Below are 20,927 nucleotides of genomic sequence, written 5' to 3'. Positions count from 1 at the left end.
TTCACTCGCTGGGCCTGGGCAACCACCGAAGTTCCGTGATCATGGTGACGAGCCCGTAGCACAAGGGGGCGCCCAGCGGCCCTTGCGGTTGCGCACCTTCTCGACCGCCGCCACGCGCTCGTCTCGCGCGGGCTCCGGCATGCGCCCCGGTCCGAACGCCGGGTCCGGTTGCGGTCAACGGCGAAGCCATCCCGCTCCTTCGGACGCCGACACCCGACGGATCCCCCACAACCCGGTGGATCTCCCTGTTCCTCCGCGACCAGTGATCCACCGGGTTGACCAGGTCGTGCGCGCAAAGGTCGGAGCTCATGGTGACGAGCGGGTCGCGGCCGGACCAGCGGAACGCAAAAGGTGCGAAAGCCGAGAACCTCCCACCGGCCGTTCAGACGTCGAGGCTCGCGGGATCGTCCGGTCATCGCGACGACTTCGGTCAATCCGGTCGTGATCGAAGACGTAATGGGAGCGGGGCGGGCGGTAGGAGTGGTGATTGGTTGCGAGTCGGTGCCGAAGTTGGGCGGATCGGTGGCGGTCGTTGTTCGTGCGGGCTTAGCCTCAGAGTGTGGGCGTGCTGCACGGCCTGCTGGTCGCCGGCGCCATAGGGCTGATCGCCGTGGCGCCGTGTCTTGTCTGCCTGCTGCTCATCCACGCCGACGAGATGCTCGAGCGGGGGATGCGCGGGCTGCGGCGGGCGGTCAGGAAGCTCGGCCGGCGCCGGGAGCGTGAGCCGGGATGGCGGGACGGGCCGGTCCGGCGGTGGTGGCACATGAGCTGGGCGGGGCGGGCGTTGCACACGGTTGCCGCCACGCCGGCGCCGGTGCCTGCCGTGCCGCCGATCGAGCAGCTGGCCGGGGACCTGCGCCGGTTGAACCGGTTGCGGATGGGGGTGGCGACCCGGTCCCAGGTGTGGTTCAACGCGGTGCAGCGGGCATATGACGAGGCGTTGCGGGTTGCGTGCGTGCAGTTGGGGATCGAGCAGTACCTTGACGAGGTGAGCGGGGTCGACCTGGAGGTTGAGCGGTTGAGGGTCGAGGGTGAGCTGCAGCGGGCCGGGTTGGCGTTGCGGGACGCGGGGGCACAGCAGCGGTGAGGTTGTTCATCGCGGCGTACCTGCCGGCGGAGGTTGAGCGGCACTTCGCGGAGATGGTCGGGACGCTCGCCGTCGCCAGGCCGATGCCGGAGGGGCACTCGTTGCGGCTCGTGCCGGCCGAGCAGTGGCACATGACGCTGGCGTTCATCGGTGAGGTCGACGACGCGCGTGCCGACGACGCGGTCGAGGTGCTGCGGGCGTTGCCGGCGCTGGAGCCGCAGGTGCGGATCGAGGGCGGCGGCAGGTTCGGGCGGGGGAAGTTCACCACGCTGGTCGCGAAGGTCGACGGGGACGTGGCGCCGCTCGGCGACGCGGTGCGGAAGCTGCTCAGGAAGCGGCGGTTGCCGTTCGACCACAGGCCGCTGCAGGCGCACGTGACGATCGCCCGGCCGGGAGACCGGCTGCCGGCCGAAGACCTCAGTGCCGACCTCGAGGTGCTCCGCGGCTATCAGGGACCGCAGTGGCGCGTCGATGACGTGCGGCTGATGAAGAGCGAGCTCGGGCCGCGGCCGACCTATGAGGCGCTGGCCACGGCCCGAAGCGGGGAGTAAGCCCCTACCAGGCCCAGGCTTCCGGGCCGGCGCCGCCGTTGCCGACCGGCGGGAAGAGCTCGTCGAGCCGCTGTAGGGTCGCCTCGTCCAGCGACACGTCCAGGGTGCCGAGGGTCGAGTCGAGCTGCTCGATGGTGCGGGGGCCGATGATCGGTGCGGTGACGCCGTCCTGGGCGAGCAGCCACGCCAGGGCCAGGTTGGACGGGTCGGTGCCGAGCTCGGCGGCCAGCTTCTCGTATGCCTCGATGGCGGCGCGGTGCTTCTCCAGGCCTTCGGCGGAGCGGCCCTCACTGGAGCGGCCGGCGGTGCCCGCGGCGGCCTTGGCGATGGCGCCGCTGAGCAGGCCGCCGTGCAGCGGCGACCAGGGGATGACACCCAGCCCGTACTGGCGGGCGGCGGGCAGCACCTCCAGCTCGACCGTGCGGGCCATGAGGTTGTAGATGCACTGCTCGGCGACCAGGCCGAGGAAGTGCCGCCGCTGAGCCGACTCCTGGGCCTGCGCGATGTGCCAGCCGGCGAAGTTCGACGAGCCGACGTAGAGGACCTTGCCCTGCGCGACGAGCAGCTCCATCGCCTGCCAGATCTCCTCCCACGGCGTGCTGCGGGAGATGTGGTGCATCTGGTACAGGTCGATGTAGTCGGTCTGCAGGCGCTTGAGGGAGGCGTCGGCCTCGGCGATGATGTGCCGCGCCGAGAGGCCCTGGCCATTGGGCCACTCCTGCATCTTGCCGTAGACCTTGGTGGCGAGGACGACCTTCTCGCGCCGGCCGCCGCCCTGGGCGATCCAGCGGCCGATGATCTGCTCGGTGACGCCTTCGCCGAGTTTCCAGCCGTAGACGTTGGCGGTGTCGAAGAAGTTGATGCCGTGGTCCAGTGCCCGGTCCATGATCGCGAAGCTGTCGGGCTCGGTGGTCTTGGGCCCGAAGTTCATGGTGCCGAGGCACAGGCGGCTGACCGAGAGGCCGGTCCGCCCGAGGTTGGTGTACTCCATGCACCCCAACCTATCGGGCCGGAGGAGTTAGCTGGTTTCCCGGGCCGCGGAGGGCGCGCCGCCGAAGAGCACGTCGTCCCAGCTGGGCAGGCGCTTGCGCGGCTTGTCCGACGTGGTCGGCTGGTCGGCGGCGCCACCGGCGGCCGACGGCGTGTTGCGCCGCGGGCGGAGCACGGCGAGCGACGGCACCGCCGGGATCTCCTTGCTCTGGTCGCTGTCGTCGTCGAACGGCGAGCGGCCGATCAGCGCGGCGGCGCCACGGGCCCGGTTCTCACCCTGGGCGACCGGGGCGGGCGCCGGCGCGACCTCATCCGAGGGCGCGGAGCCCAGGGGGCGGTCGAGCGAGGCGAGCAGCGCGTCCCGGCCGGCCCGGATCGGGTCGTTGCCGAGCAGACCACGGTCGGTGCCGCGGTCGCCGAGGCCGCCGCCCAGGCCACGACCGCCGGAACGGCGCTCCGGCTGGACGTTCGAAGGGCGGATCAGCTCGTGGCCGCCGCCGCCGTGCCGCAGCGGGTCGGGGCGCATGCCGAGGTCGCCGCGGCTCGTCTCGCCGCGGCTGGGCAGTGCCCGGTCCGGCGCCGGCGGCTCCTGGCCCAGCACGTGCGGGGCGCGCTCGGTGCACAGGTATTGCGCCATGTCGTCGTGCGGGGCGACGTTCTGGCGGGCCTTGTCGAGCTCCCACACGGCCTGCGCGGTCGCCTTGCCGCTCGGCCAGGTCGCGGTGATGCGCCAGGTGCCGTCCTCGCGCCGGTACGCATCCCACGAGATCTTCTCGGTGTCGATGCCGTGCTGGCCGAGGCGCGCGTCGACGACCTCCGCGAGGGACGAGCCCTTGTCGGAGGTCTTCAGCTTGGTGCGGCGGGCGTGCTGGGCGAGCATGGCCCGCTCCTGCAGGACCGGACCGGCGTAGCGCAGGACCCGGTCGACGGGGACGCCGGCGACCCGGGCGACCTCTTCGGCGGACTCGCCGGAGCGGATGCGCGCCTGGATGTCCCGCGGCGCGAGCTGCGACGCGGCGGTTTCCATCGTCGTGGTGGGGTGGCTCTGGTCGGGACGCAGGGCGCTGTGCACCCGGTCATCGATCGGGAGCGCGAGCAGTCGGCCGACCTCATCGGCGAGGACGAACGCTTGGCCGTCCTCGGAGAGGGCGACGAATCGCACAGGCCGCATAGCGTGCCTCCGTCCCACCCGCATCGGCACCGACTTTCCCGGTACCACTCGGTCACAGTACGCGTAACCCTAGCTGGAGCGAAGCGTGCCGCGCCGACAGAAAGCAAACAGGAATGCCCGCCACCTCAGGAAACAGGCGGCGGGCATTCGTACATACAAACTAAAGACGCTCGATGACGTAATCGATGGAGGCCGTCAGCGCCTCGACGTCGGCCGGGTCGACGGTCGGGAACATCGCGATCCGCAGCTGGTTGCGGCCGAGCTTGCGATACGGGTCGGTGTCCACGATCCCGTTGGCGCGCAGGACCTTGGCCAGCCTCGTCGCGTCCACGGAGTCGGCGAAGTCGATCGTGCCGACCACGTTGGAGCGCACCGTGGCGTCGGTGACGAACGGGGTCGCGACGGGCGAGCGCTCGGCCCAGCCGTACAGGATGGACGCCGACTCCGCGCTGCGCTTGGTCGCGAACGACAGGCCGCCGCCGGCGAGCATCCAGTCGACCTGCTCGGCGGTCAGGAAGATCGTCGACAGCGCCGGGGTGTTGTAGGTCTGTTCGAGGCGCGAGTTGTCGATCGCGGTCTGCAGGTCGAAGAAGTCGGGAATGTAGCGGCCGGACTCCTTGATCTCCGCGGCGCGGGCGATCGCGGCGGGCGACATGATCGCGATCCACAGGCCGCCGTCGGAGCCGAAGCACTTCTGCGGGGCGAAGTAGTAGACGTCGGTCTGCGACACGTCGACGTCGAGGCCGCCGGCGCCCGAGGTGGCGTCGGTGAGCACCAGTGCGCCCTCGTCGGCGCCGTCGACCCGCTGGACCGGCACCGAGACGCCGGTCGAGGTCTCGTTCTGCGGGGAGCAGTACGTGTCGACGCCGGCCTCGGCCCGCAGGAACGCGGCGGTGCCCGGGTCGGCCTTGATGATCGTCGGGTCGCCGATGAACGGTGCCTTCTTGGCGGCGCTGCCGAACTTCGCGCCGAACTCGCCGAAGCTGGCGAACTGCGCGCGGTCGCGGATCAGGCCGAAGACCGCGATCTCCCAGAACGCGGTGCTGCCGCCGTTGCCCAGGACGACCTCGTAGCCGTCGGGGATGCTGAACAGCTCGGCGAAGCCGCGGCGCAGTCGGGCGACCTCGTCGCGGACGGTTTTCTGCCGGTGGCTGGTGCCGAGGTAGGAGGTCGCGACACCGGCGAGGGCCTGCACGGCCTCGGGCCGGACCTTGCTCGGGCCTGAGCCGAAGCGGCCGTCGGCGGGCTTCAGCTCATCGGGAATGCGGATGTCGACCATGGTGTGGGTACTCCGGGATGCGGCGGCGGGCGGGCAGGTACGGGTACCCCGCGAATCCTGCCACTCCCACCACCGCGTTTCCGGGCGATTACGTCCCGAGGGCGACGCGCATCACACCAAAAAACCAGGCATCACATCAATGCGGTCCAGCCCTCGACGTCCTGCGGCTTGCGCGGCGCCGGCCCGACGTAGGTGGCGGATGGCCGGACCAGGCGGCCCAGCTCCTTCTGCTCGAGGATGTGCGCGCTCCACCCGGCAACCCGGGCGCAGGTGAACATCGACGTGAACATGTGCGCCGGGACCTCGGCGAAGTCGAGCACGACCGCGGACCAGAACTCGACGTTGGTGGCGAGGACCCGGTCGGGGCGGCGGGCGTGCAGCTCGGCGAGGGCCGCCTTCTCGAGGGCCTCGGCGATCTCGAAGCGCGGCGCGCCGAGCTCCTTGGCGGTGCGGCGCAGCACGCGGGCGCGCGGGTCCTCGGCCCGGTAGACGCGGTGGCCGAAGCCCATGAGGCGCTCGCCGCGGTCCAGGACGCTCTTGACGTAGCCCTCGGCGTCGCCGCTGCGCTCGACGGCCTCGATCATGCCCAGGACGCGTGACGGCGCGCCGCCGTGCAGCGGGCCGGACAGCGCGCCGATGCCCGAGGAGATGCAGGCCGCGGCGTCGGCGCCGGTGGAGGCGACCACCCGGGTGGTGAACGTGGAGGCGTTCATGCCGTGCTCGGCGGCGGAGATGAAGTAGGCGTCGACGGCCTTGACGTGCCGCGGGTCCGGGTCGCCCCGCCAGCGGCGCATGAACCGCTCGACGATCGTGTCGGCCTTGTCGATCTCCTTCTGCGGCACAGCCGGCAGGCCCAGGCCGCGGGCGGCCTGCGCGACGAACGACAGGGCGGTGACGCTGACCCGGGCAAGGTCCTCGCGGGCCTGGGTGGTCTCGATGTCCAGCAGCTGGCCGAGGCCCCAGTAGGGGGCCAGCATGGCTACCGCCGACTGCACGTCGACCCGGATGTCGCCGGAGTGCACGGGCACCGGGAACGGCTCGGCCGGCGGCAGGCCAGGGCCGAACTTGCCGTCGACCAGGAGCGCCCAAACGTTGCCGAACGACACCTGGCCGATGAGATCCTCGATGTCGACGCCGCGATAGCGCAGGGCGCCGCCTTCCTTGTCGGGCTCCGCAATCTCGGATTCGAAGGCGATGACACCCTCGAGTCCCGGCTTGAAATCGGACATCTCGCACTCCTGCTGTTTCGGGGGTGTCTGACTAGGTTTGTTACCCGTCGGTGTTCCCTTTGACATCTTCGCCCCGGTGGGGTGCCGGTGCCGACTGAACGGGGGCTCAAATGTGTCCTACGTGACACATCTTCACGCATCTGTGATCGCCGGAGGAAGGATGTGAGCGTGAGACCTAGCACATCACCGCAAGATTTATCGCGGATGCGCAATGAGTACACGGGAGAGCTGACCGAGCAAGGGCTCGCCGGGACGTGGCTGGAGCAGTTCGCCACCTGGTTCGCCGACGCCGTCGAGGCGGACCTGCCCGAGCCCAACGCCATGCTCCTCGCGACCGCCGACGGCACCGGCCGGCCCAGTGCCCGCACGGTGCTGCTCAAGGGGTATGACCAGCGCGGCTTCACGTTCTTCACCAACTACGAGTCGCGCAAGGGCCAGGATCTCGCGGCGAACCCGCGGGCGAGTCTCGTGTTCCCGTGGTACGCGCTGCACCGCCAGGTGATCGTCAACGGCCCGGTCGTGAAGGTGTCCCGCGAGGAGACCGAGGCGTACTTCGCGGTCCGCCCGCACGGCGCGCAGGTCGGCGCGTGGGCGAGCCCGCAGTCGCGGGTCATCGGCTCCCGCGACGAGCTGCAGGCGCTCGTGGAGGCGGTCGAGTCGCGGCCGGGGCCGCTGACCGCGCCCCCGCACTGGGGCGGGTTCCGGGTCGGCCCCGACGAGGTCGAGTTCTGGCAGGGACGGCCGAGCAGGCTGCACGACCGCCTCAGGTACACGGCGAACGGTGTCGAAAGATTGGCTCCGTGACGCTGCAGGAGTCGCTGCGCAAGCACGTGATCGACGTCCGGCCGCTGCGGCACGTGGCGTACCGGCGGCTCTTCGTCGGCAATGCGGTGTCCTTCTTCGGGGTGCAGTTCACCGCGGTCGCCGTGCCGGTGCAGGTCTACGACATCACCAGGTCGGCGCTGTGGGTCGGCATCGCCAGTTTCGTCGGCCTGGTGCCGCTGATCGTGTTCTCGATCTGGGGCGGCGCGATCGCCGACGCGTTCGACCGGCGCAAGGTGCTGCTCACCAGCTCGACGCTGATGTGGCTGACGACGCTCGGCCTGCTCGCGCAGGCGGTCCTGCACGTGAACAACCCCCACCTGATGCTCGCGCTGATCGCGGCGCAGTCGGCGGCGTTCGGCGTCAACAGCCCGGTCCGGCAGGCGATCATCCCGGCGCTGATCGCGGAGGGGGAGGTCGCGGCGGCGAACACGCTGAGCTTCACCGCCTCCAGCGTCTCCTCGATCTTCGGGCCGGTCGGCGCGGGTCTGGTGATCGCGTCCGCCGACTTCTCCGTCGCGTACGCCATCGACGCCGTTCTCTTCACGATCGTCCTGTGGGCGGCGCTGCGGCTGCCGTCGCTGCCGCCGGCGGCGGTGGCGCAGACGACCGGCGGGCTCCGTGACATCCGCGACGGCCTGCGGTTCCTCGCCGGGTCGAAGCTGATCCTGCTGACGTTCGCGATCGACATCGCCGCGATGGTCCTCGCGATGCCGAAGGCGCTGTTCCCGGTCGTCGCCGACCAGCGGTACGGCGCGGCGTCGCTGGGCTGGCTGTACGCCTCGATCGCCATCGGCTCGACCGTGGCGGGGCTCACGTCGGGCTGGATCGGCCGCGTCCACCGGCAGGGCGTGGCGCTCGTGCTCGCCGTCGTCGGCTGGGGGCTCGCCGTCGCGGTCGCCGGTGCGGTGCCGTGGCTGTGGGCGTGTGTAGCTTTCATGGCCGTGGCCGGCGCCGCCGACATGATCAGTGGGGTGTACCGGCAGACCGTGCTCCTCAGCGCGCCAGACGAGATGCGCGGAAGGCTGCAGGGCGTGTTCTTCGCCGTGGTTGCCGGAGGTCCACGTCTAGGTGACCTTCGGGCCGGTTCGGTGGCCGACGCGACGAGCGCCACCTTCTCCTGGGTCAGCGGCGGGATCGCCGCCGCCGTGGTGGCCGTCCTGATCGGCCTGACATTTCCCGTCCTGCTTCGGTACACCGACCGGTCGGACTGAGGATATTGTCGCGGCCATGGACACCGCCGCCGCCGCGCAGCTCTCGCACGCCCCTTCGGGTACACAGTGGACGATCACGTCGGGCGGCCACGAGGCCGTCATCGTCGAGGTCGGCGGTGGCGTGCGCAGTTACACCGTCAACGGCGCCGACGTCCTCGCCGGCTTCACCGAGGAGGAGCGCGCGGTCGGCAGCGCCGGGCAGGTCCTCGCCCCGTGGCCCAACCGCATCCGCGACGGGCAGTACGCGTTCGGCGGCGAGCACCTGCAACTGCCCCTGACCGAACCCGAGCGGCACAACGCCATCCACGGCCTGGTCAACTGGACCCGCTGGCGGCTCGTCGACGCCGCGCCGGACAGCGTGACCGTCGAGCACGACCTGGTGCCGGTGCCGGGCTACCCGTGGCCGCTGCGCCTGCGCACGACCTGGTCCGTCGGCGAGGGCGGGCTGCGCGCCGAGCACGAGGTGACCAACATCGGCTCGCAGGCCGCACCGTTCGGCCTGGCCACCCACCCGTATGTGGTGGTGCCCGGCGTCGCGGTGGACGACCTGACGCTGAAGGTCCCGGCCCGCAGCCGGCTGCTCGTCGACGCGCGCCTGCTGCCGATCGGCGCGGCCCGGGTCGCCGGCAGCGAATATGACTTCGTGGAGGGCCGGCGGCTCGGCACCACCGTCCTCGACACGGCGTTCGGCGAGGTGGAGACCGACGCGGACGGCGGCTCGAAGGTGACCGTCACGGCCCCCGACGGCCGGGGCGTCACGGTCTGGGCCGACTCGTCGTTCGGCTGGTGGCAGGTGTACTCCTCCGACACGCTTCCTGCCGATCGGCTGCGCAAGGCTCTGGCGATCGAGCCGATGACCTGCCCGCCCGACGCGTTCCGGTCCGGGCGTGATGTGGTGACCCTGGAGCCGGGAACGTCCTGGCACGGGGTGTGGGGGATTCGTGGAACTGTCTGAGGCGATCCGCCGGCGGCGGATGGTGCGCAACTACGACGCGTCGCGTCCGGTGGACGCCGAACTCGTCGACAAGCTCCTGGGGTATGCGGTGCACGCCCCCTCGGCGGGGTTCTCGCAGGGCTGGGAGTTCCTGGTCCTGACCTCCGAGGAGGACCGGGCGAAGTTCTGGGCGGCGACCACGCCGCCGGACTCCGGCCTGACGGCGTGGCTGGAGGGCATGAGCCGGGCGCCGGTGATCGTCGTGCCGCACAGCCACCGCGACGCGTACCTGGACCGGTATGCCGAGCCCGACAAGGGCTGGTCCGACCGGGACGAGGCCCGCTGGCCGGTGCCCTACTGGCACATCGACACCGGGATGGCGAGCCTGCTGGTGCTGCTGGGCGCGGTCGACGAGGGTCTGGGCGCGTGCTTCTTCGGCATCCCGCCGGCGTCCGACGCCGCATACCGGGAGGCGTTCGGGGTGCCGGCGGAGTACACGCCGATCGGCGCGATGACGATCGGTTATCGAGCGACCGACGTCAAGTCACCGTCACTCAAACGGGGACGCCGCGAGTCGCACACCGTCACCCACCGCGGACACTGGGGCGCCAGCGCCGATTTGTGACAACGCTCGGCGTCGGTTCTGTCGCACCGGGTCGGTACCCTGGCGCGTCAGGGGGTGAAACGTTCATGATCTTCAAGGCGGTCCGCGACGGTCGGCCTTATCCGGAGCATGGGCTGACGTTGAAACAGTGGTCCGAGATCCCGCCACGCCCGGTGCGGCTCGACCAGCTCATCACCACCAAGCGGGAGCTGGCGCTGGACAAGCTGCTCGCCGAGGACTCCACGTTCTACGGCGACCTGTTCCCGCACGTGGTCCAGTGGGAGAACGGGCTGTATCTGGAGGACGGGCTGCACCGCGCCCTGCGCGCGGCCCTGCAGCAACGCACCTCGATCCACGCGAGAGTCCTTCAGGCTTAAGCACCGTTTGACTTACAGTGTTAGTTGTGACGACGACCCGGCCCCTGGACCTGCTCGATGTCGACGCGCTGCACTCCGAGGAGGAGCTGGCGATCCGCGCTGTAGTCCGGCGCATCGTCGACGACCACGTGCGACCCAATGTCGCCGACTGGTATGAGCGGGGCCAGGTGCCGGTCCGCGACCTGGCCAAGGAGTTCGCAGCCGTCGGGCTCCTCGGCATGCACCTGACCGGACATGGGTGCGCCGGGTCCAGCGCCGTCGCCTATGGCCTCGCCTGCCTGGAGCTGGAGGCCGGCGACTCCGGCGTCCGCAGCCTGGTCAGCGTCCAGGGCTCCCTGGCGATGTTCGCGATCTGGAAGTACGGCTCCGACGCGCACAAGGACCGCTGGCTGCCCGGCATGGCGGCCGGCGACCTCATCGGCTGCTTCGGGCTGACCGAGCCCGACCACGGCTCCGACCCCGGCTCGATGACCACCCGGGCCCGCCGCGACGGCGACGACTGGATCCTCGACGGCACCAAGATGTGGATCACCAACGCGCCGGTCGCCGACGTCGCCGTGATCTGGGCCCGCACCGAGGCGGGCGTCAACGGGTTCGTCGTGCCGATGGACACGCCCGGCGTGACGGCCCGGGAGGTCAAGCACAAGCTGTCGCTGCGTGCCTCCTGCACCGGCGAGATCGTCCTGGACGGCGTCCGGCTGCCGGCCGACGCGCTGCTGCCGGCCGCGAAGGGGCTGAAGGCGCCGCTGTCGTGCCTCACCGAGGCGCGGTACGGCATCGTGTGGGGCGCTCTCGGCGCCGCCCGTGACAGCCTGCACACCGCGCTGGACTACGCGGGTGCCCGCGAGCAGTTCGGCAAGCCGATCGCGGGCTTCCAGCTGACCCAGGCGAAGTTCGCCGACGCCGCCGTCGAGCTGCAGAAGGGGTATCTGCTCGCCGTGCACCTCGGCCGGCGCGCCGACGCCGGGGTGCTGACGCCGGAGCAGGTCAGCGTCGGCAAGCTCAACAACGTCCGGGAGGCCCTCGCCATCGCCCGGCAGTGCCGCACCATCCTCGGCGCCAACGGCATCAGCGCCGAGTATCCGGTCATGCGGCACGCCGCGAACCTGGAGACGGTGCTCACGTACGAGGGGACTTCGGAGATCCATCAGCTGGTCATCGGCCAGAAGCTGACCGGGCTCGCCGCATTCGGCTGAGATCGATTCGCGGCGCTTTACCGACCCCTCTACCGTGATAGGGAGAAGATCCTCCCGGAGGAGTCAGCATGGCCCGCAACGACGAAACCGTGACCCCCGACGACTCGGACGACGTGCCGACGCAACGGCGCGAACCGGACCCGAAGACCTCTGAGTACCCCGAGATCACGGCACGGCCCGCTGACACCGCGCCGACCTCCGGCAGCGGCTGGTCGCCGAAGATCGGTGAGCCGGTCGACCCGCGCGACCGTCCCGACCGGGACGCGCCGGTGATCCTGCCGGTCAAGTCCGGCGGCGGCGCGATGCGTGGCCTGTTCTGGCTGGTCGCCACGATCGGGCTGATCGTGGCGCTGGTGCTGGGCGCCAAGACGATCGGGCTGTTCCCCGACCTGAAGAACCCGTTCGCGAAGGAGCAGACCGACCGCAGCGGCCCCGCGCTGCTCAAGTCGGTGCAGGACCTGAGCCAGTATGTCGCCGCCGAGGGCAACTTCGAGGTCATCGTCGACGTGCAGAAGGACCGCAAGTACATCCCGGACTTCCTGCTCAACGAGCGGATCCTGTTCGTCGCCGCCGGGTCGGTGGAGGTCTACGTCGACTTCGCCGGGATCGGTCAGGGCGCGGTGAAGGAGTCCGAGGACCGGCGCACGGTCGAGATCACGTTGCCGGCGCCGCAGCTGCGCCCGGTGCGGATCAACAACGACCGCAGCTACGTCTACCAGGAGGATCGCGGGCTCTTCAACCGGCTCGCGGACGCCTTCAAGTCGGACCCGAACCGGCTGCAGGAGGTCTACAAGCTGTCCGAGGAGAAGATCGGCGCGGCGGCCAAGGAGGCCGGTCTCAGCAAGCGGGCCGAGGAGAACACCAGGAAGATGCTGCAGCAGTTCCTCGGGGCACTCGGATACACGTCCGTGACCGTAAACTTCCCGGCGTCGTAACGCGGGGCAACTGCAAGCTTTCCTAACGGTAGTTGCGCGGTAACACGCTGAACACTGGTCATTTACCCGATGGACCAATAGCGTGCCCCTCGTCACAGTACTTGACTCGGGGTAACTGAGTTATCCGCGAACTGCTTTGCTGACCTGGGGCGGAGGTGACGGTGGCTACCGTCGCACTCAAAGATGTGATGAAGGTATTCGCCGACGGCACGGTGGCCGTCGATCGAGTGAACCTTGACGTGGGGCAAGGCGAGTTCATGGTGCTCCTCGGCCCTAGTGGCTGCGGGAAGTCGACCTTGCTCCGCATGGTCGCGGGTCTCGAGGACCCCACCTCGGGCGCGATCATGCTCGACGGCGACCTGGCCAACGATCTCCCACCACGGGAGCGGGGTGTCGCGATGGTCTTCCAGGACTTCGCGCTCTACCCGCACATGACCGTGGGGGAGAACATCGGCTTCCCGCTGCGGCTGTCCGGCGTCGAGCCGGAGCCGCGGGCCGAGCAGGTCGCCGAGGTCGCCAGCGCGCTGGGCATCGGTGACGTGCTGGCCCGCAAGCCCGGGCAGCTGTCCGGTGGCCAGCGCCAGCGGGTCGCGATGGGCCGCGCCATCGTGCGCCGGCCCAAGCTCTTCCTCATGGACGAGCCGCTGTCGAACCTGGACAGCGGCCTGCGCGCGGAGTTGCGCGCGGAGATCTCCGGCCTGGTCCGCGAGCTCGGCGTCACCACCATCTACGTCACGCACGATCAGGCCGAGGCGCTGACCATGGCGGACCGGGTCGCGATCCTGCGCAAGGGCGTCCTGCAGGACGTGGGGACCCCGACGCAGGTGTACGGGCGGCCCGCCACCCTCTACGTCGCGGCGTTCCTCGGCAGCCCGCGGATGAACCTGCTCGAGGCCGAGGTGTATGTGCACCTCGACCGGCACATCGCGCTGCACATGGGCGACCAGGTGCTGCACCTGCCGTGGAACGATCTGCGTTCGCGCCAGGTCGCGCACTTCCACGGCGAGCGGATCGTCATCGGTGTGCGCGCCGAGGCGCTCACCCCGGTGCCGGACACGACCGGCGGCGACGTCCTGCGCGGCCGGATCCGCTACCTGGAGCACCACGGCCACGAGTCGCTCGCGTTCCTCGACATCGGCGCGACCGCCGTCATCGTCGACGAGATCGGCGCGCCGCCGACCGACATCCCGATCAACGGTGGCGGCCTGAAGCGGTTCGTCAGCAAGTTCACTGGTCGCAGCGGCAGCTCGGACGAGCTGGAGCTGGTCGGCGCCGGCAACGGTCGGGGCCGTCGCGCGCCCCAGCGCGACAGCGTCCTGAGCGACCCGGGCCGCCACCACCGCCGCCCGGCGGAGCTCGCGGTGCGACTCGCGCCGTACCCCGCGGTTACGCATGGTCACCCATTGACCGTTGCCGTCCGCATGGAGGCACTGCACTTTTTCGACGAAAGGGGACAACGCATCGATGTGGGGTGGCGCTGAGTAACGCGGCTGCTCTAGCCTGCGGCGATCTGTTCCTGATGACCTGGCGATCTGCCTGCCCACGCTCTACCTGTTCAACCTGGTGTTCGGTGCCAGGTTGCAGGTCCGGCAGGCGCTCGCGCTGGTCATGGTCACCATCACGGTGACCGCGGTGCTGTCGCTGGCATTCGCGCCGATCAGCTTGTTCTTCCTGCTCACCGCGTTCAGCTACTCGTTCTACAAGATTCTCAACGTGGCCATCCTGACGATGACCGCGTTCGTCGGCCTGAAGTTCCTCACCGGCGGCATGCACGCGCTGAACGCCCACACGGCCGCGGCCGCCGCGGCGAAGCGCGCGTAGCAGGAGGCCGAGGAGCGGGCGGTGGCCGCGTTGGCCACCCGTCCGCAGACGCGCCGGTGTCGCCGGCGCCGACGGGCTCCGGCCCGGACGCGGAGACGGACACGGATGAGAGTGCGGCTGTCCCGGCCGCGTCGGTGTCGGCCGGGCCTGCGGCGCAGCCGCAGGTGTCCAACGGTGCGGCAACTGCGGTCCAGACCGCTGCGCCGCCCCTGCCGGTGTATCCGCCGAAGCCGCTGCTGCTGCCGGACGGCCGCTCCGCGTATCCGGTGGCTCCGCTGGCATCTGGGGTCCGCCCGGTCGCGGCGGCCGCCACCGCCCTGCCGGCGGGTGAGCGGCCGGCCAGCATGACGCTGCTGCACGTGTGGATCCTGCTCTTCGGCTTCGTCGGGACCCAGCTCGCGTAGACGCTGCGCCCGTTCGTCGGCGAGCCGTACGAGCCGTTCCAGGTGTTCCGGCCGATCGAGGGCAACTTCTACGTCAACATCATCCACACGATCGGCGAGCTGTTCTAAGAGTAGCTACCAGCCGGTAACATCGGCGGCATGACCGTTGACCCCCCAACACTTGCCGCCAGTCTGATCGCCGCAGTCCCGTTCGCGCGCACCGTCGGTATCGAGATCGCCGACGTGCGCGTAGACGGTGACGACATCAGTGCCACCGCCACGCTCCCCGATGAGGAGCGGCTGCACAACCACGTTGCCGGGCCGCACGCCGGCGCCATCTTCACGCTCGCCGAGACCGCGTCCGGCGCCGTGGTGATGGCCGCGTTCGGCGAGCACCTCGCCCTCGGTACCCCGCTCGCGGTGCGGTCGGAGATCGCGTACCGAAAACTTGCCGTCGGACCCGTCCAGGCTGTCGCCCGCCTCGGCCGTCCGGTGCGTGACGTCCTGGCCGAACTCGCCGCCGGCGAACGCCCCGAGTTTCCCGTCGCGATCGAGGTCACGCGCGCGGACGGGGCCGTGACCACCGAGATGACGGTCGTCTGGACCATCCGTCCACATCGATGACAGGGCCGTTAACTACTGGAAGGTTTCTTGACTATTACTGAGATGTGATGTGACCATTCTCGCCAGGCGCGAAGGGTGGTTGACGCATGGACGCAAGCACGGGGGACGACCTGGTCAGCATGGCGAATGCCGTGCTCCAGCCAGGATTCGTGGGCAAGGAGCCCCCGCCGTGGGTCCGCCGCCGCCTGAGCGAGGGGCTCGGCGGTGTCGTCCTGTTCGCGCGGAACGTCGTCGACCGCGACCAGGTGGCCGAGCTGACCGCGGCACTGCGCGCCGAGCGCCCCGACATCATCGTCGCGATCGACGAGGAGGCCGGCGACGTCACCCGCATCGACGCGCACAACGGCAGCCCGTGGCCCGGCAACCTGGCCCTCGGCGCCATCGACGACGCCGCCCTGACCCGCGAGGTCGCCTGCCACATCGGCCGCGACCTCGCCTCGGTCGGCATCACGTTCGACTACGCGCCCGACGCCGACGTCAACTCCGACCCCAACAACCCGGTCATCGGCTCCCGCGCGTTCGGCGCCGAGCCCGACCGCGTCGCCCGGCACACCGCCGCGTGGATCACCGGCCTGCAGGAGGCCGGGGTCGCTGCCTGCGCCAAGCACTTCCCGGGGCACGGCAACACCAGCGTCGACTCACACCTGGACGTGCCGATCATCAAGGCCGGACGGCCGGAGCTCGACGCGACCGAGCTGGTGCCGTTCCGGGCCGCGATCGCCGCGGGCGTGCAGGCTGTCATGAGCGCCCACCTGCGCGTCCCCGTGCTCGACCCGGACCTCCCGGCCACGCTCAGCCGGCGGATCATGACCGACCTGCTCCGCGACGAGCTGGGCTTCCAGGGCCTGATCGTCACCGACGGCATCGAGATGCGGGCCATCTCCGACCGCTTCGGCTTCGCCCACGCCACCGTGCTGGCCCTGGCCGCCGGCGCCGACGCGATCTGTGTCGGCGGCGACCACGCCGACGAGGACACCGCCAACCTGCTCCGCGACGCCATCGTCGCCGCCGTGCGCTCCGGTGAGCTGCCCGAGTCGCGGCTCGCCGACGCCGCCGCGCGGGTCGCCCGGCTCGCGGCCTGGTCCGCCGCCGCGCCGCGGGTGCCGCAGGACCCCAAGGCGACCGCCCTCGGGCTGACCGCGGCCCGCCGGGCGCTGCGCATCACGGCGCCGGACGCCGCCTTCCCGCTCACCGGCCCGGCGTACGTGATCGAGTTCCAGCCGGAGCTCAACTTCGCGATCGCCCCGGAGACGCCGTGGGGTCTCATCGCGCCGCTCGCCGAGCTGGTGCCCGACACGTCCGGGGTGCGCCTGTCGTCGGAGGTGGGGCTGCCCGACGCGTTGCAGGCGTCCCTCGGCCGGCCGCTGCTGCTGGTGGTGCGCGACCCGCACCGGTACGCCTGGATCACCGACGCGCTGCGGGCATCCCTCGCCGTGCGACCCGACGCGGTCGTGGTCGAGATGGGTGTCCCCGCCGCACCGCGGGGCGACCTGCACATCGCCACCTTCGGCGCGACGGCCGCCTCCGGCCGGGCGGTCGCCGAGCTGCTCGCCGGCCGGTGACATCGACGTCGCGCACGGTCACGGCGCGCCTGTTGTTTCGCTGCTGGGTTTAGCATGCCGGTATGTCCCGCACCCGCGCTCTGCTGGCCGGCGCCACCGCCGCCGCTCTGCTTCTCGTCACCCTGACCGGCTGCTCCAGCAAGTCCAAAGAGGACGAAGCCGGGAAGGCGGATCCCAACCAGCCGGCTGCCGAAGGGCTGCTCAAGGAGTCCGCCACCGCGATGGGCGGGATCACGTCGGCGAAGTTCCTCATCACCGCCGACGGCACCATCGCCGGCGTCGCCCTCAAGCGCGCCGAGGGTGTGCTGACCAAGGAGGGCAACGCGCAGGGCACCGCCCAGGTCGAGCAGATGGGCGCGACGGTCGAGCTGGCGTTCACCATCGTGGGGCAGACGATGTGGCTGAAGGGCCCCACCGGTGACTATCAGCAGCTGCCGCTCGCCCTCGCCGCCTCCGTGTATGACCCGTCGGCGATCCTCGACCCCAACCGCGGCATCGCCAAGGTCCTCGGCACCGCCACCGGCGGCAAGACCGAGGCCACCGAGTCCGTCGACGGTCAGGAGACCTACCGGGTGGCCGCCAACTCCTCCTCGGAGACCCTGGTCAACGTGGTGCCGGGGGTGACCGGCTCGGTGCCCGGCAAGTTCTGGATCGCCAAGGACGGCAAGAAGCTGCTGAAGGCCGCGTGGACCCTGCCCGCCGTCGGCGAGGCCAAGGGCGGCACGGTTACCGTGACGTTCAAGGAGTTCGACGCCCCGGTCACCATCACCGCGCCGAAGTAGTCCGATGACGTCGACGCAGCCCACGAGCGCCGCCACCGCCGTGCCCGCCACGGCCGGCGGCGGCCCGCGGCGGCGGCTCGCCATCAGCGTGGGTGGCGTGGCGGTGCTGCTCGCCGCGCTCGACGCCTATGTGGTCGTCGGGGTCCTCACCGACATCATGGACTCGCTGCACATCGCCGACACCAGGCTGGAGCGGGTCACCCCGGTCGTGACCGGGTTCCTGCTCGGCTATGTCGCCGGCATGCCGCTGCTCGGCTCGCTGTCCGACCGCTTCGGCCGCCGGGCGCTGCTCGTCGCGAGCCTGCTCGGCTTCGGCCTCGGCTCCGCGCTGACGGCCGCCTCCGGTGCTGTGCTCACGGCCGCCTCCGGCGGCGAGATCTGGCTGCTCACCGGCGGCCGCACCCTGCAGGGCATCGCCGGCGGCGCGCTGCTGCCGGTGACCGTCGCCCTCGTCAGCGACCTGTGGCCGGACCGTGACCGCCACCTCGTCCTCGGCAACATCGGCGCGGCGCAGGAGCTCGGCAGCGTCCTCGGCCCGCTCTACGGGGTCGCCGTCGCCGCCCTCCTCGGCAGCTGGCGCGGCATCTTCTGGCTCAACCTGCCGCTCGTCGCCGTCGCGATCATCCTCGTCTGGCGGGCCGTGCCGGGCGGGCCGCCCACCGCCACCGCGCCGCGCCGGACCGACATCGTCGGCGGGCTGCTGCTTGCGGTGGTTCTCGGCGCCGTGGTCGTCGCGCTGTACAACCCCGACCCCGAGCGGTCCGTCCTGCCCGCGTGGGGCTGGCCCGTCCTCGCCGGCGCCGGCGCCGTGACGGTGCTGTTCGTGCTGTGGGAGCGCCGGGCGCGCACCAGGCTGCTCGACCTCACCGGCGCCGCGAAGGGGCCGTTCTTCGCCGCCCTCACCGCGAGCTGGTGCGCGGGCGTCGCGCTCATGGTGACGCTGGTCGACGTCGAGCTGGTTGCGCAGACCCTCCTCGGCAAGGGCGGCGTGCAGGCCACCCTGGTCCTGACCCGCTTCCTGGTCGCCCTGCCGGTCGGCGCCGTCCTCGGCGGCCTGCTCCTGCGCTCCGGCCGGCTCAGCGAGCGCATCGTCACCGTCGGCGGGCTGCTGCTGGCAGCGCTGGCCTACGTGCTCGTCGCCGGCTGGCCCACGGACGTGCTCGCGGCCCGCTATGCGGGCGTCCTGCCCCGGCTGGACACCGACCTCGCGCTGGCCGGCCTCGGCCTCGGCCTGGTCATCGCCCCGCTGTCCGCGGCGGCGCTGCGCGCGACCCCGCCGCCGCAGCACGGCGTGGCCTCGTCGGCCGTCGTCGTGGCACGGACGATGGGCATGCTGATCGGCGTCGCCGCGCTGACCGCGTGGGGGCTGCACCGGTTCCACTCGTTGACCGCACACCTGGACTTTCCGCTGGTGTTCGGCAAGCCGGCGGACGAGCAGAAGCGCCTGCTGACGGCCTACACGCATGCGCTGCAGGCCGCGCTGCGGACCGAGTATCGGGAGATCTTCCTGATCACGGCCGCGGTGTGCCTGCTGGGTGCGGTGGCCGCGATGTTCCTCGGGTCGCCCCGGCGGCTCGGATCCGAGGCGGAGCGCTCCTGACGGATCAGGCGGCGGCCCGCCGCTCCGCGGTCGCACCTTCGTCGCTCCGGACGGCGATCTTAGCCTCCGGCGCCTGGTCGCTCCGGACGGCGGTCTTCACCCCTGGCGCCTGGTCGCTCCGGACGGCGATCTCACCCCCGCGTGATCGAAGCCGCGGGCTGGTCGGCCTGACGCCCGGACGACCGCGGGACGGCTTCGATCTGCGTGGCGCCGGGAGCGTTCGCGGGCAGCAGGTGCTAGACGTGGCCGCCGGCGCGGGCGAGTGCGCAGATGGCGATCAGGCGGACGGTCGGCCATGACGCCTTCGACCAGTCCAGCTCCGAGGTGGGCGGGAGCTGCCACTGCGCGTCGATCAGCGTGTCGCGGACGCCGGTGGCGTAGCTCGCCAGGGCGATCGCGTTCGGGCCGTGCTCCGGGTCGCCCAGGGCGTCGCGGACCGAGGCGGCGTGCTGGTCGACGGCGGCCTGCAGGCCGCCGGACGCGGCGGCGGCCGCCAGGCCGGACTCGCCGAGCCAGGTCATCAACCCGTTGAGGGTCGAGCGGGCGGCGGTGTGGCGGGTGGCTTCGGCGAGGTCTTTGAACATGCCTCCGAGTTCGACCGGCCGGCCGGCCGGTTGACCGGTGAACCCGGAGCGCACCCGAGCGGACCTCAGTTGTAACTGTGCGAGTTCGACTCGTCGGGCATCAGGACCCACAGCACGATGTAGGCCACGAACTGCGGCCCCGGCAGCAGGCACGAGATGACGAAGATGAGCCGCATGACGTTGGGCGACAGGCCGAACCGGCGGGCGAGGCCGGAGCAGACGCCGGCGATCCAACGGTTGTCCCGGGGCCTGACCAGTCTGGACATTGCTGCTCCTTCGACAAGTTCCTTCAACGGTGTGTAGCTCAACGGTATGGATGCCCGGGGCCGTCGCCCTCCAACCTTTGACCGAACTTCCACGGTCGCTCCACTAGGGACCCACCCGCACGGGTAGCCGAGTGGTTGCCGACCGTTGCGGGGCAGTTGACCTGCTCACGAGGGCTGTGAGCGACCCGATACCAACTGCGTCAACGCTCACCGACGGAAGGCTCCTCATCGTGACCCGGTTCCCTCGCCGTGCCACCATCCTCGCCGCCGTGCTGCTCGCGGCGCCGCTCGGCTTCGCGCTCACCACCACCGCAGCGGCGGCCGCCCCCGCCGCCGCGCAGGTCGTCTCCGCCGCGGGTGACGCGGTCGCGGTCGTCGACGTCGCCGCGGCGGTGTCCAAGAAGAAGAAAAAGAAGAAGAAGGCGGCCGCCAAGAAGCCGGCGACGACGCCGGCCAAGAAGCCCACGACCGCCCCCACGGTCAAGCCGACGACCCCGGCCACCAAGCCGCTGGAGAGCAGCACGCTGGAGTCGGAGGTCGTGACGCTGACCAACAACTACCGCACGGCGAACGGCTGCGGCGCGCTGCGCATCGACACCCGGCTCGTGGCCGCCGCCCGGACGCACAGCACCGACATGGTGACGAACAACTTCTTCAGCCACACCGGCTCCAACGGCAGCACGTTCGTGCAGCGTGAGGTCGGCGCCGGGTACACCACCGGGGCCTCGGCGGAGAACATCGCCTGGGGCTACCGGTCGCCGAAGGAGGTCGTCGACGGCTGGATCAACAGCGCCGGGCACCGCGCCAACATCCTCAACTGCGCCAGCGTCGCGGTCGGCGTCGGCGTCGCGTACAAGGCGGACGGGACCCCGTACTGGACCCAGGACTTCGGCCGCGTCTGAAACCCTGTACAAAC

Annotated in this window: 23 protein-coding genes; 17 read left to right on the top strand and 6 right to left on the bottom strand. The window is 71.0% G+C overall.

Going from position 1 to position 20,927, the window contains the following annotated elements; translation table 11 throughout:
• The first annotated feature begins 559 nt into the window (after positions 1-559).
• Positions 560-1,087, top strand: coding sequence for a hypothetical protein (locus tag AB0K00_RS41270; RefSeq protein WP_363532846.1), 528 nt, complete (start codon positions 560-562; stop codon positions 1,085-1,087).
• Positions 1,084-1,638 (top strand): RNA 2',3'-cyclic phosphodiesterase, encoded by a 555-nt coding sequence (gene thpR / locus AB0K00_RS41265; RefSeq protein WP_363532843.1) that lies wholly within the window; start codon positions 1,084-1,086, stop codon positions 1,636-1,638. Before AB0K00_RS41270 ends, thpR begins: the two co-directional genes overlap by 4 nt.
• Before the next feature lie 4 nt (positions 1,639-1,642).
• Here thpR and AB0K00_RS41260 read toward each other — a convergent pair whose 3' ends face one another.
• The 4 genes from AB0K00_RS41260 to AB0K00_RS41245 form a co-directional block, all read right to left on the bottom strand.
• Positions 1,643-2,629: an aldo/keto reductase gene (locus AB0K00_RS41260; RefSeq protein WP_363532840.1), complete on the bottom strand. Its 987-nt coding sequence runs from the start codon at positions 2,627-2,629 to the stop codon at positions 1,643-1,645.
• A gap of 27 nt (positions 2,630-2,656) precedes the next feature.
• Positions 2,657-3,799: a septation protein SepH gene (sepH, locus tag AB0K00_RS41255; RefSeq protein ID WP_363532837.1), complete on the bottom strand. Its 1,143-nt coding sequence runs from the start codon at positions 3,797-3,799 to the stop codon at positions 2,657-2,659.
• Positions 3,800-3,959: 160 nt separating this feature from the next.
• Positions 3,960-5,078: a phosphoserine transaminase gene (serC, locus tag AB0K00_RS41250; protein WP_363532834.1), complete on the bottom strand. Its 1,119-nt coding sequence runs from the start codon at positions 5,076-5,078 to the stop codon at positions 3,960-3,962.
• Between the two features lie 131 nt (positions 5,079-5,209).
• Entirely contained in the window at positions 5,210-6,307 is a 1,098-nt protein-coding gene (locus AB0K00_RS41245; RefSeq protein ID WP_363532831.1) for a citrate synthase 2, read from the bottom strand.
• Between the two features lie 204 nt (positions 6,308-6,511).
• On the opposite strand from AB0K00_RS41245, the gene pdxH reads away from it, so the two are divergent.
• The 14 genes from pdxH to AB0K00_RS41175 all read left to right on the top strand — a co-directional run bounded on the left by pdxH (position 6,512) and on the right by AB0K00_RS41175 (position 19,161).
• A complete protein-coding gene (gene pdxH / locus AB0K00_RS41240) occupies positions 6,512-7,111 on the top strand; it encodes a pyridoxamine 5'-phosphate oxidase (protein ID WP_363532828.1) in 600 nt (199 codons plus the stop codon).
• On the top strand, positions 7,099-8,343 hold the full coding sequence (locus tag AB0K00_RS41235) for an MFS transporter (protein ID WP_363532937.1): 1,245 nt from the start codon (positions 7,099-7,101) through the stop codon (positions 8,341-8,343). The genes pdxH and AB0K00_RS41235 overlap by 13 nt, the downstream gene beginning before the upstream one ends.
• A 16-nt stretch (positions 8,344-8,359) precedes the next feature.
• Positions 8,360-9,298 (top strand): aldose 1-epimerase family protein, encoded by a 939-nt coding sequence (locus AB0K00_RS41230; protein ID WP_363532825.1) that lies wholly within the window; start codon positions 8,360-8,362, stop codon positions 9,296-9,298.
• Positions 9,285-9,902 carry a nitroreductase family protein gene (locus tag AB0K00_RS41225; RefSeq protein WP_363532822.1) on the top strand — a complete coding sequence of 206 codons (618 nt, stop codon included), beginning with the start codon at positions 9,285-9,287 and terminating at the stop codon, positions 9,900-9,902. The genes AB0K00_RS41230 and AB0K00_RS41225 overlap by 14 nt, the downstream gene beginning before the upstream one ends.
• Positions 9,903-9,967: 65 nt before the next feature.
• Complete coding sequence (locus AB0K00_RS41220; RefSeq protein ID WP_033364898.1) at positions 9,968-10,258, top strand: type II toxin-antitoxin system VapB family antitoxin; 291 nt, start codon at positions 9,968-9,970, stop codon at positions 10,256-10,258.
• 26 nt (positions 10,259-10,284) lie between these two features.
• Positions 10,285-11,454 (top strand): acyl-CoA dehydrogenase family protein, encoded by a 1,170-nt coding sequence (locus AB0K00_RS41215; protein ID WP_363532820.1) that lies wholly within the window; start codon positions 10,285-10,287, stop codon positions 11,452-11,454.
• A 68-nt stretch (positions 11,455-11,522) separates the two neighbouring features.
• Positions 11,523-12,389 carry a DUF4230 domain-containing protein gene (locus tag AB0K00_RS41210; protein WP_363532817.1) on the top strand — a complete coding sequence of 289 codons (867 nt, stop codon included), beginning with the start codon at positions 11,523-11,525 and terminating at the stop codon, positions 12,387-12,389.
• Positions 12,390-12,550: 161 nt separating this feature from the next.
• Positions 12,551-13,870, top strand: coding sequence for an ABC transporter ATP-binding protein (locus tag AB0K00_RS41205; protein WP_363532814.1), 1,320 nt, complete (start codon positions 12,551-12,553; stop codon positions 13,868-13,870).
• Between the two features lie 97 nt (positions 13,871-13,967).
• On the top strand, positions 13,968-14,210 hold the full coding sequence (locus AB0K00_RS41200; protein ID WP_363532811.1) for a hypothetical protein: 243 nt from the start codon (positions 13,968-13,970) through the stop codon (positions 14,208-14,210).
• Between the two features lie 164 nt (positions 14,211-14,374).
• The gene (locus AB0K00_RS41195) at positions 14,375-14,614 is read left to right on the top strand and encodes a hypothetical protein (protein WP_363532809.1); all 240 of its coding nucleotides are present in this window, start codon (positions 14,375-14,377) and stop codon (positions 14,612-14,614) included.
• 138 nt (positions 14,615-14,752) lie between these two features.
• Entirely contained in the window at positions 14,753-15,217 is a 465-nt protein-coding gene (locus AB0K00_RS41190; RefSeq protein WP_363532806.1) for a DUF4442 domain-containing protein, read from the top strand.
• An 86-nt stretch (positions 15,218-15,303) separates the two neighbouring features.
• Entirely contained in the window at positions 15,304-16,779 is a 1,476-nt protein-coding gene (locus AB0K00_RS41185; RefSeq protein ID WP_363532803.1) for a glycoside hydrolase family 3 N-terminal domain-containing protein, read from the top strand.
• A gap of 62 nt (positions 16,780-16,841) precedes the next feature.
• Positions 16,842-17,561 (top strand): LppX_LprAFG lipoprotein, encoded by a 720-nt coding sequence (locus AB0K00_RS41180; RefSeq protein ID WP_363532800.1) that lies wholly within the window; start codon positions 16,842-16,844, stop codon positions 17,559-17,561.
• 4 nt (positions 17,562-17,565) lie between these two features.
• Entirely contained in the window at positions 17,566-19,161 is a 1,596-nt protein-coding gene (locus AB0K00_RS41175) for an MFS transporter (protein ID WP_363532797.1), read from the top strand.
• Positions 19,162-19,397: 236 nt separating this feature from the next.
• On the opposite strand, the gene AB0K00_RS41170 is transcribed toward AB0K00_RS41175, so the two are convergent.
• On the bottom strand, positions 19,398-19,799 hold the full coding sequence (locus AB0K00_RS41170) for a DUF6401 family natural product biosynthesis protein (RefSeq protein ID WP_363532794.1): 402 nt from the start codon (positions 19,797-19,799) through the stop codon (positions 19,398-19,400).
• An 11-nt stretch (positions 19,800-19,810) separates the two neighbouring features.
• Complete coding sequence (locus AB0K00_RS41165; protein ID WP_363532791.1) at positions 19,811-20,011, bottom strand: PspC domain-containing protein; 201 nt, start codon at positions 20,009-20,011, stop codon at positions 19,811-19,813.
• 230 nt (positions 20,012-20,241) lie between these two features.
• Here AB0K00_RS41165 and AB0K00_RS41160 point away from each other — a divergent pair, with 230 nt between their 5' ends.
• The gene (locus tag AB0K00_RS41160; RefSeq protein ID WP_363532788.1) at positions 20,242-20,913 is read left to right on the top strand and encodes a CAP domain-containing protein; all 672 of its coding nucleotides are present in this window, start codon (positions 20,242-20,244) and stop codon (positions 20,911-20,913) included.
• The last annotated feature ends 14 nt before the right edge of the window (positions 20,914-20,927 follow it).

The organism is Dactylosporangium sp. NPDC049525, from assembly GCF_040676755.1.
In the GTDB taxonomy this organism is placed as follows: domain Bacteria; phylum Actinomycetota; class Actinomycetes; order Mycobacteriales; family Micromonosporaceae; genus Dactylosporangium.
This window is presented reverse-complemented; position numbering and strand designations above follow the sequence as displayed.

Bases quoted from the DNA above. Each gene is read 5' to 3' on its own strand.
- AB0K00_RS41245 (WP_363532831.1), bottom strand. From the start codon at position 6,307: ATGTCCGATTTCAAGCCGGGACTCGAGGGTGTCATCGCCTTCGAATCC.
- AB0K00_RS41165 (WP_363532791.1), bottom strand. From the start codon at position 20,011: ATGTCCAGACTGGTCAGGCCCCGGGACAACCGTTGGATCGCCGGCGTC.
- AB0K00_RS41175 (WP_363532797.1), top strand. From the start codon at position 17,566: ATGACGTCGACGCAGCCCACGAGCGCCGCCACCGCCGTGCCCGCCACG.
- sepH (WP_363532837.1), bottom strand. From the start codon at position 3,799: ATGCGGCCTGTGCGATTCGTCGCCCTCTCCGAGGACGGCCAAGCGTTC.
- AB0K00_RS41220 (WP_033364898.1), top strand. From the start codon at position 9,968: ATGATCTTCAAGGCGGTCCGCGACGGTCGGCCTTATCCGGAGCATGGG.
- AB0K00_RS41190 (WP_363532806.1), top strand. From the start codon at position 14,753: ATGACCGTTGACCCCCCAACACTTGCCGCCAGTCTGATCGCCGCAGTC.
- AB0K00_RS41230 (WP_363532825.1), top strand. From the start codon at position 8,360: ATGGACACCGCCGCCGCCGCGCAGCTCTCGCACGCCCCTTCGGGTACA.
- AB0K00_RS41260 (WP_363532840.1), bottom strand. From the start codon at position 2,629: ATGGAGTACACCAACCTCGGGCGGACCGGCCTCTCGGTCAGCCGCCTG.
- AB0K00_RS41210 (WP_363532817.1), top strand. From the start codon at position 11,523: ATGGCCCGCAACGACGAAACCGTGACCCCCGACGACTCGGACGACGTG.
- pdxH (WP_363532828.1), top strand. From the start codon at position 6,512: ATGCGCAATGAGTACACGGGAGAGCTGACCGAGCAAGGGCTCGCCGGG.
- serC (WP_363532834.1), bottom strand. From the start codon at position 5,078: ATGGTCGACATCCGCATTCCCGATGAGCTGAAGCCCGCCGACGGCCGC.
- AB0K00_RS41180 (WP_363532800.1), top strand. From the start codon at position 16,842: ATGTCCCGCACCCGCGCTCTGCTGGCCGGCGCCACCGCCGCCGCTCTG.
- AB0K00_RS41185 (WP_363532803.1), top strand. From the start codon at position 15,304: ATGGACGCAAGCACGGGGGACGACCTGGTCAGCATGGCGAATGCCGTG.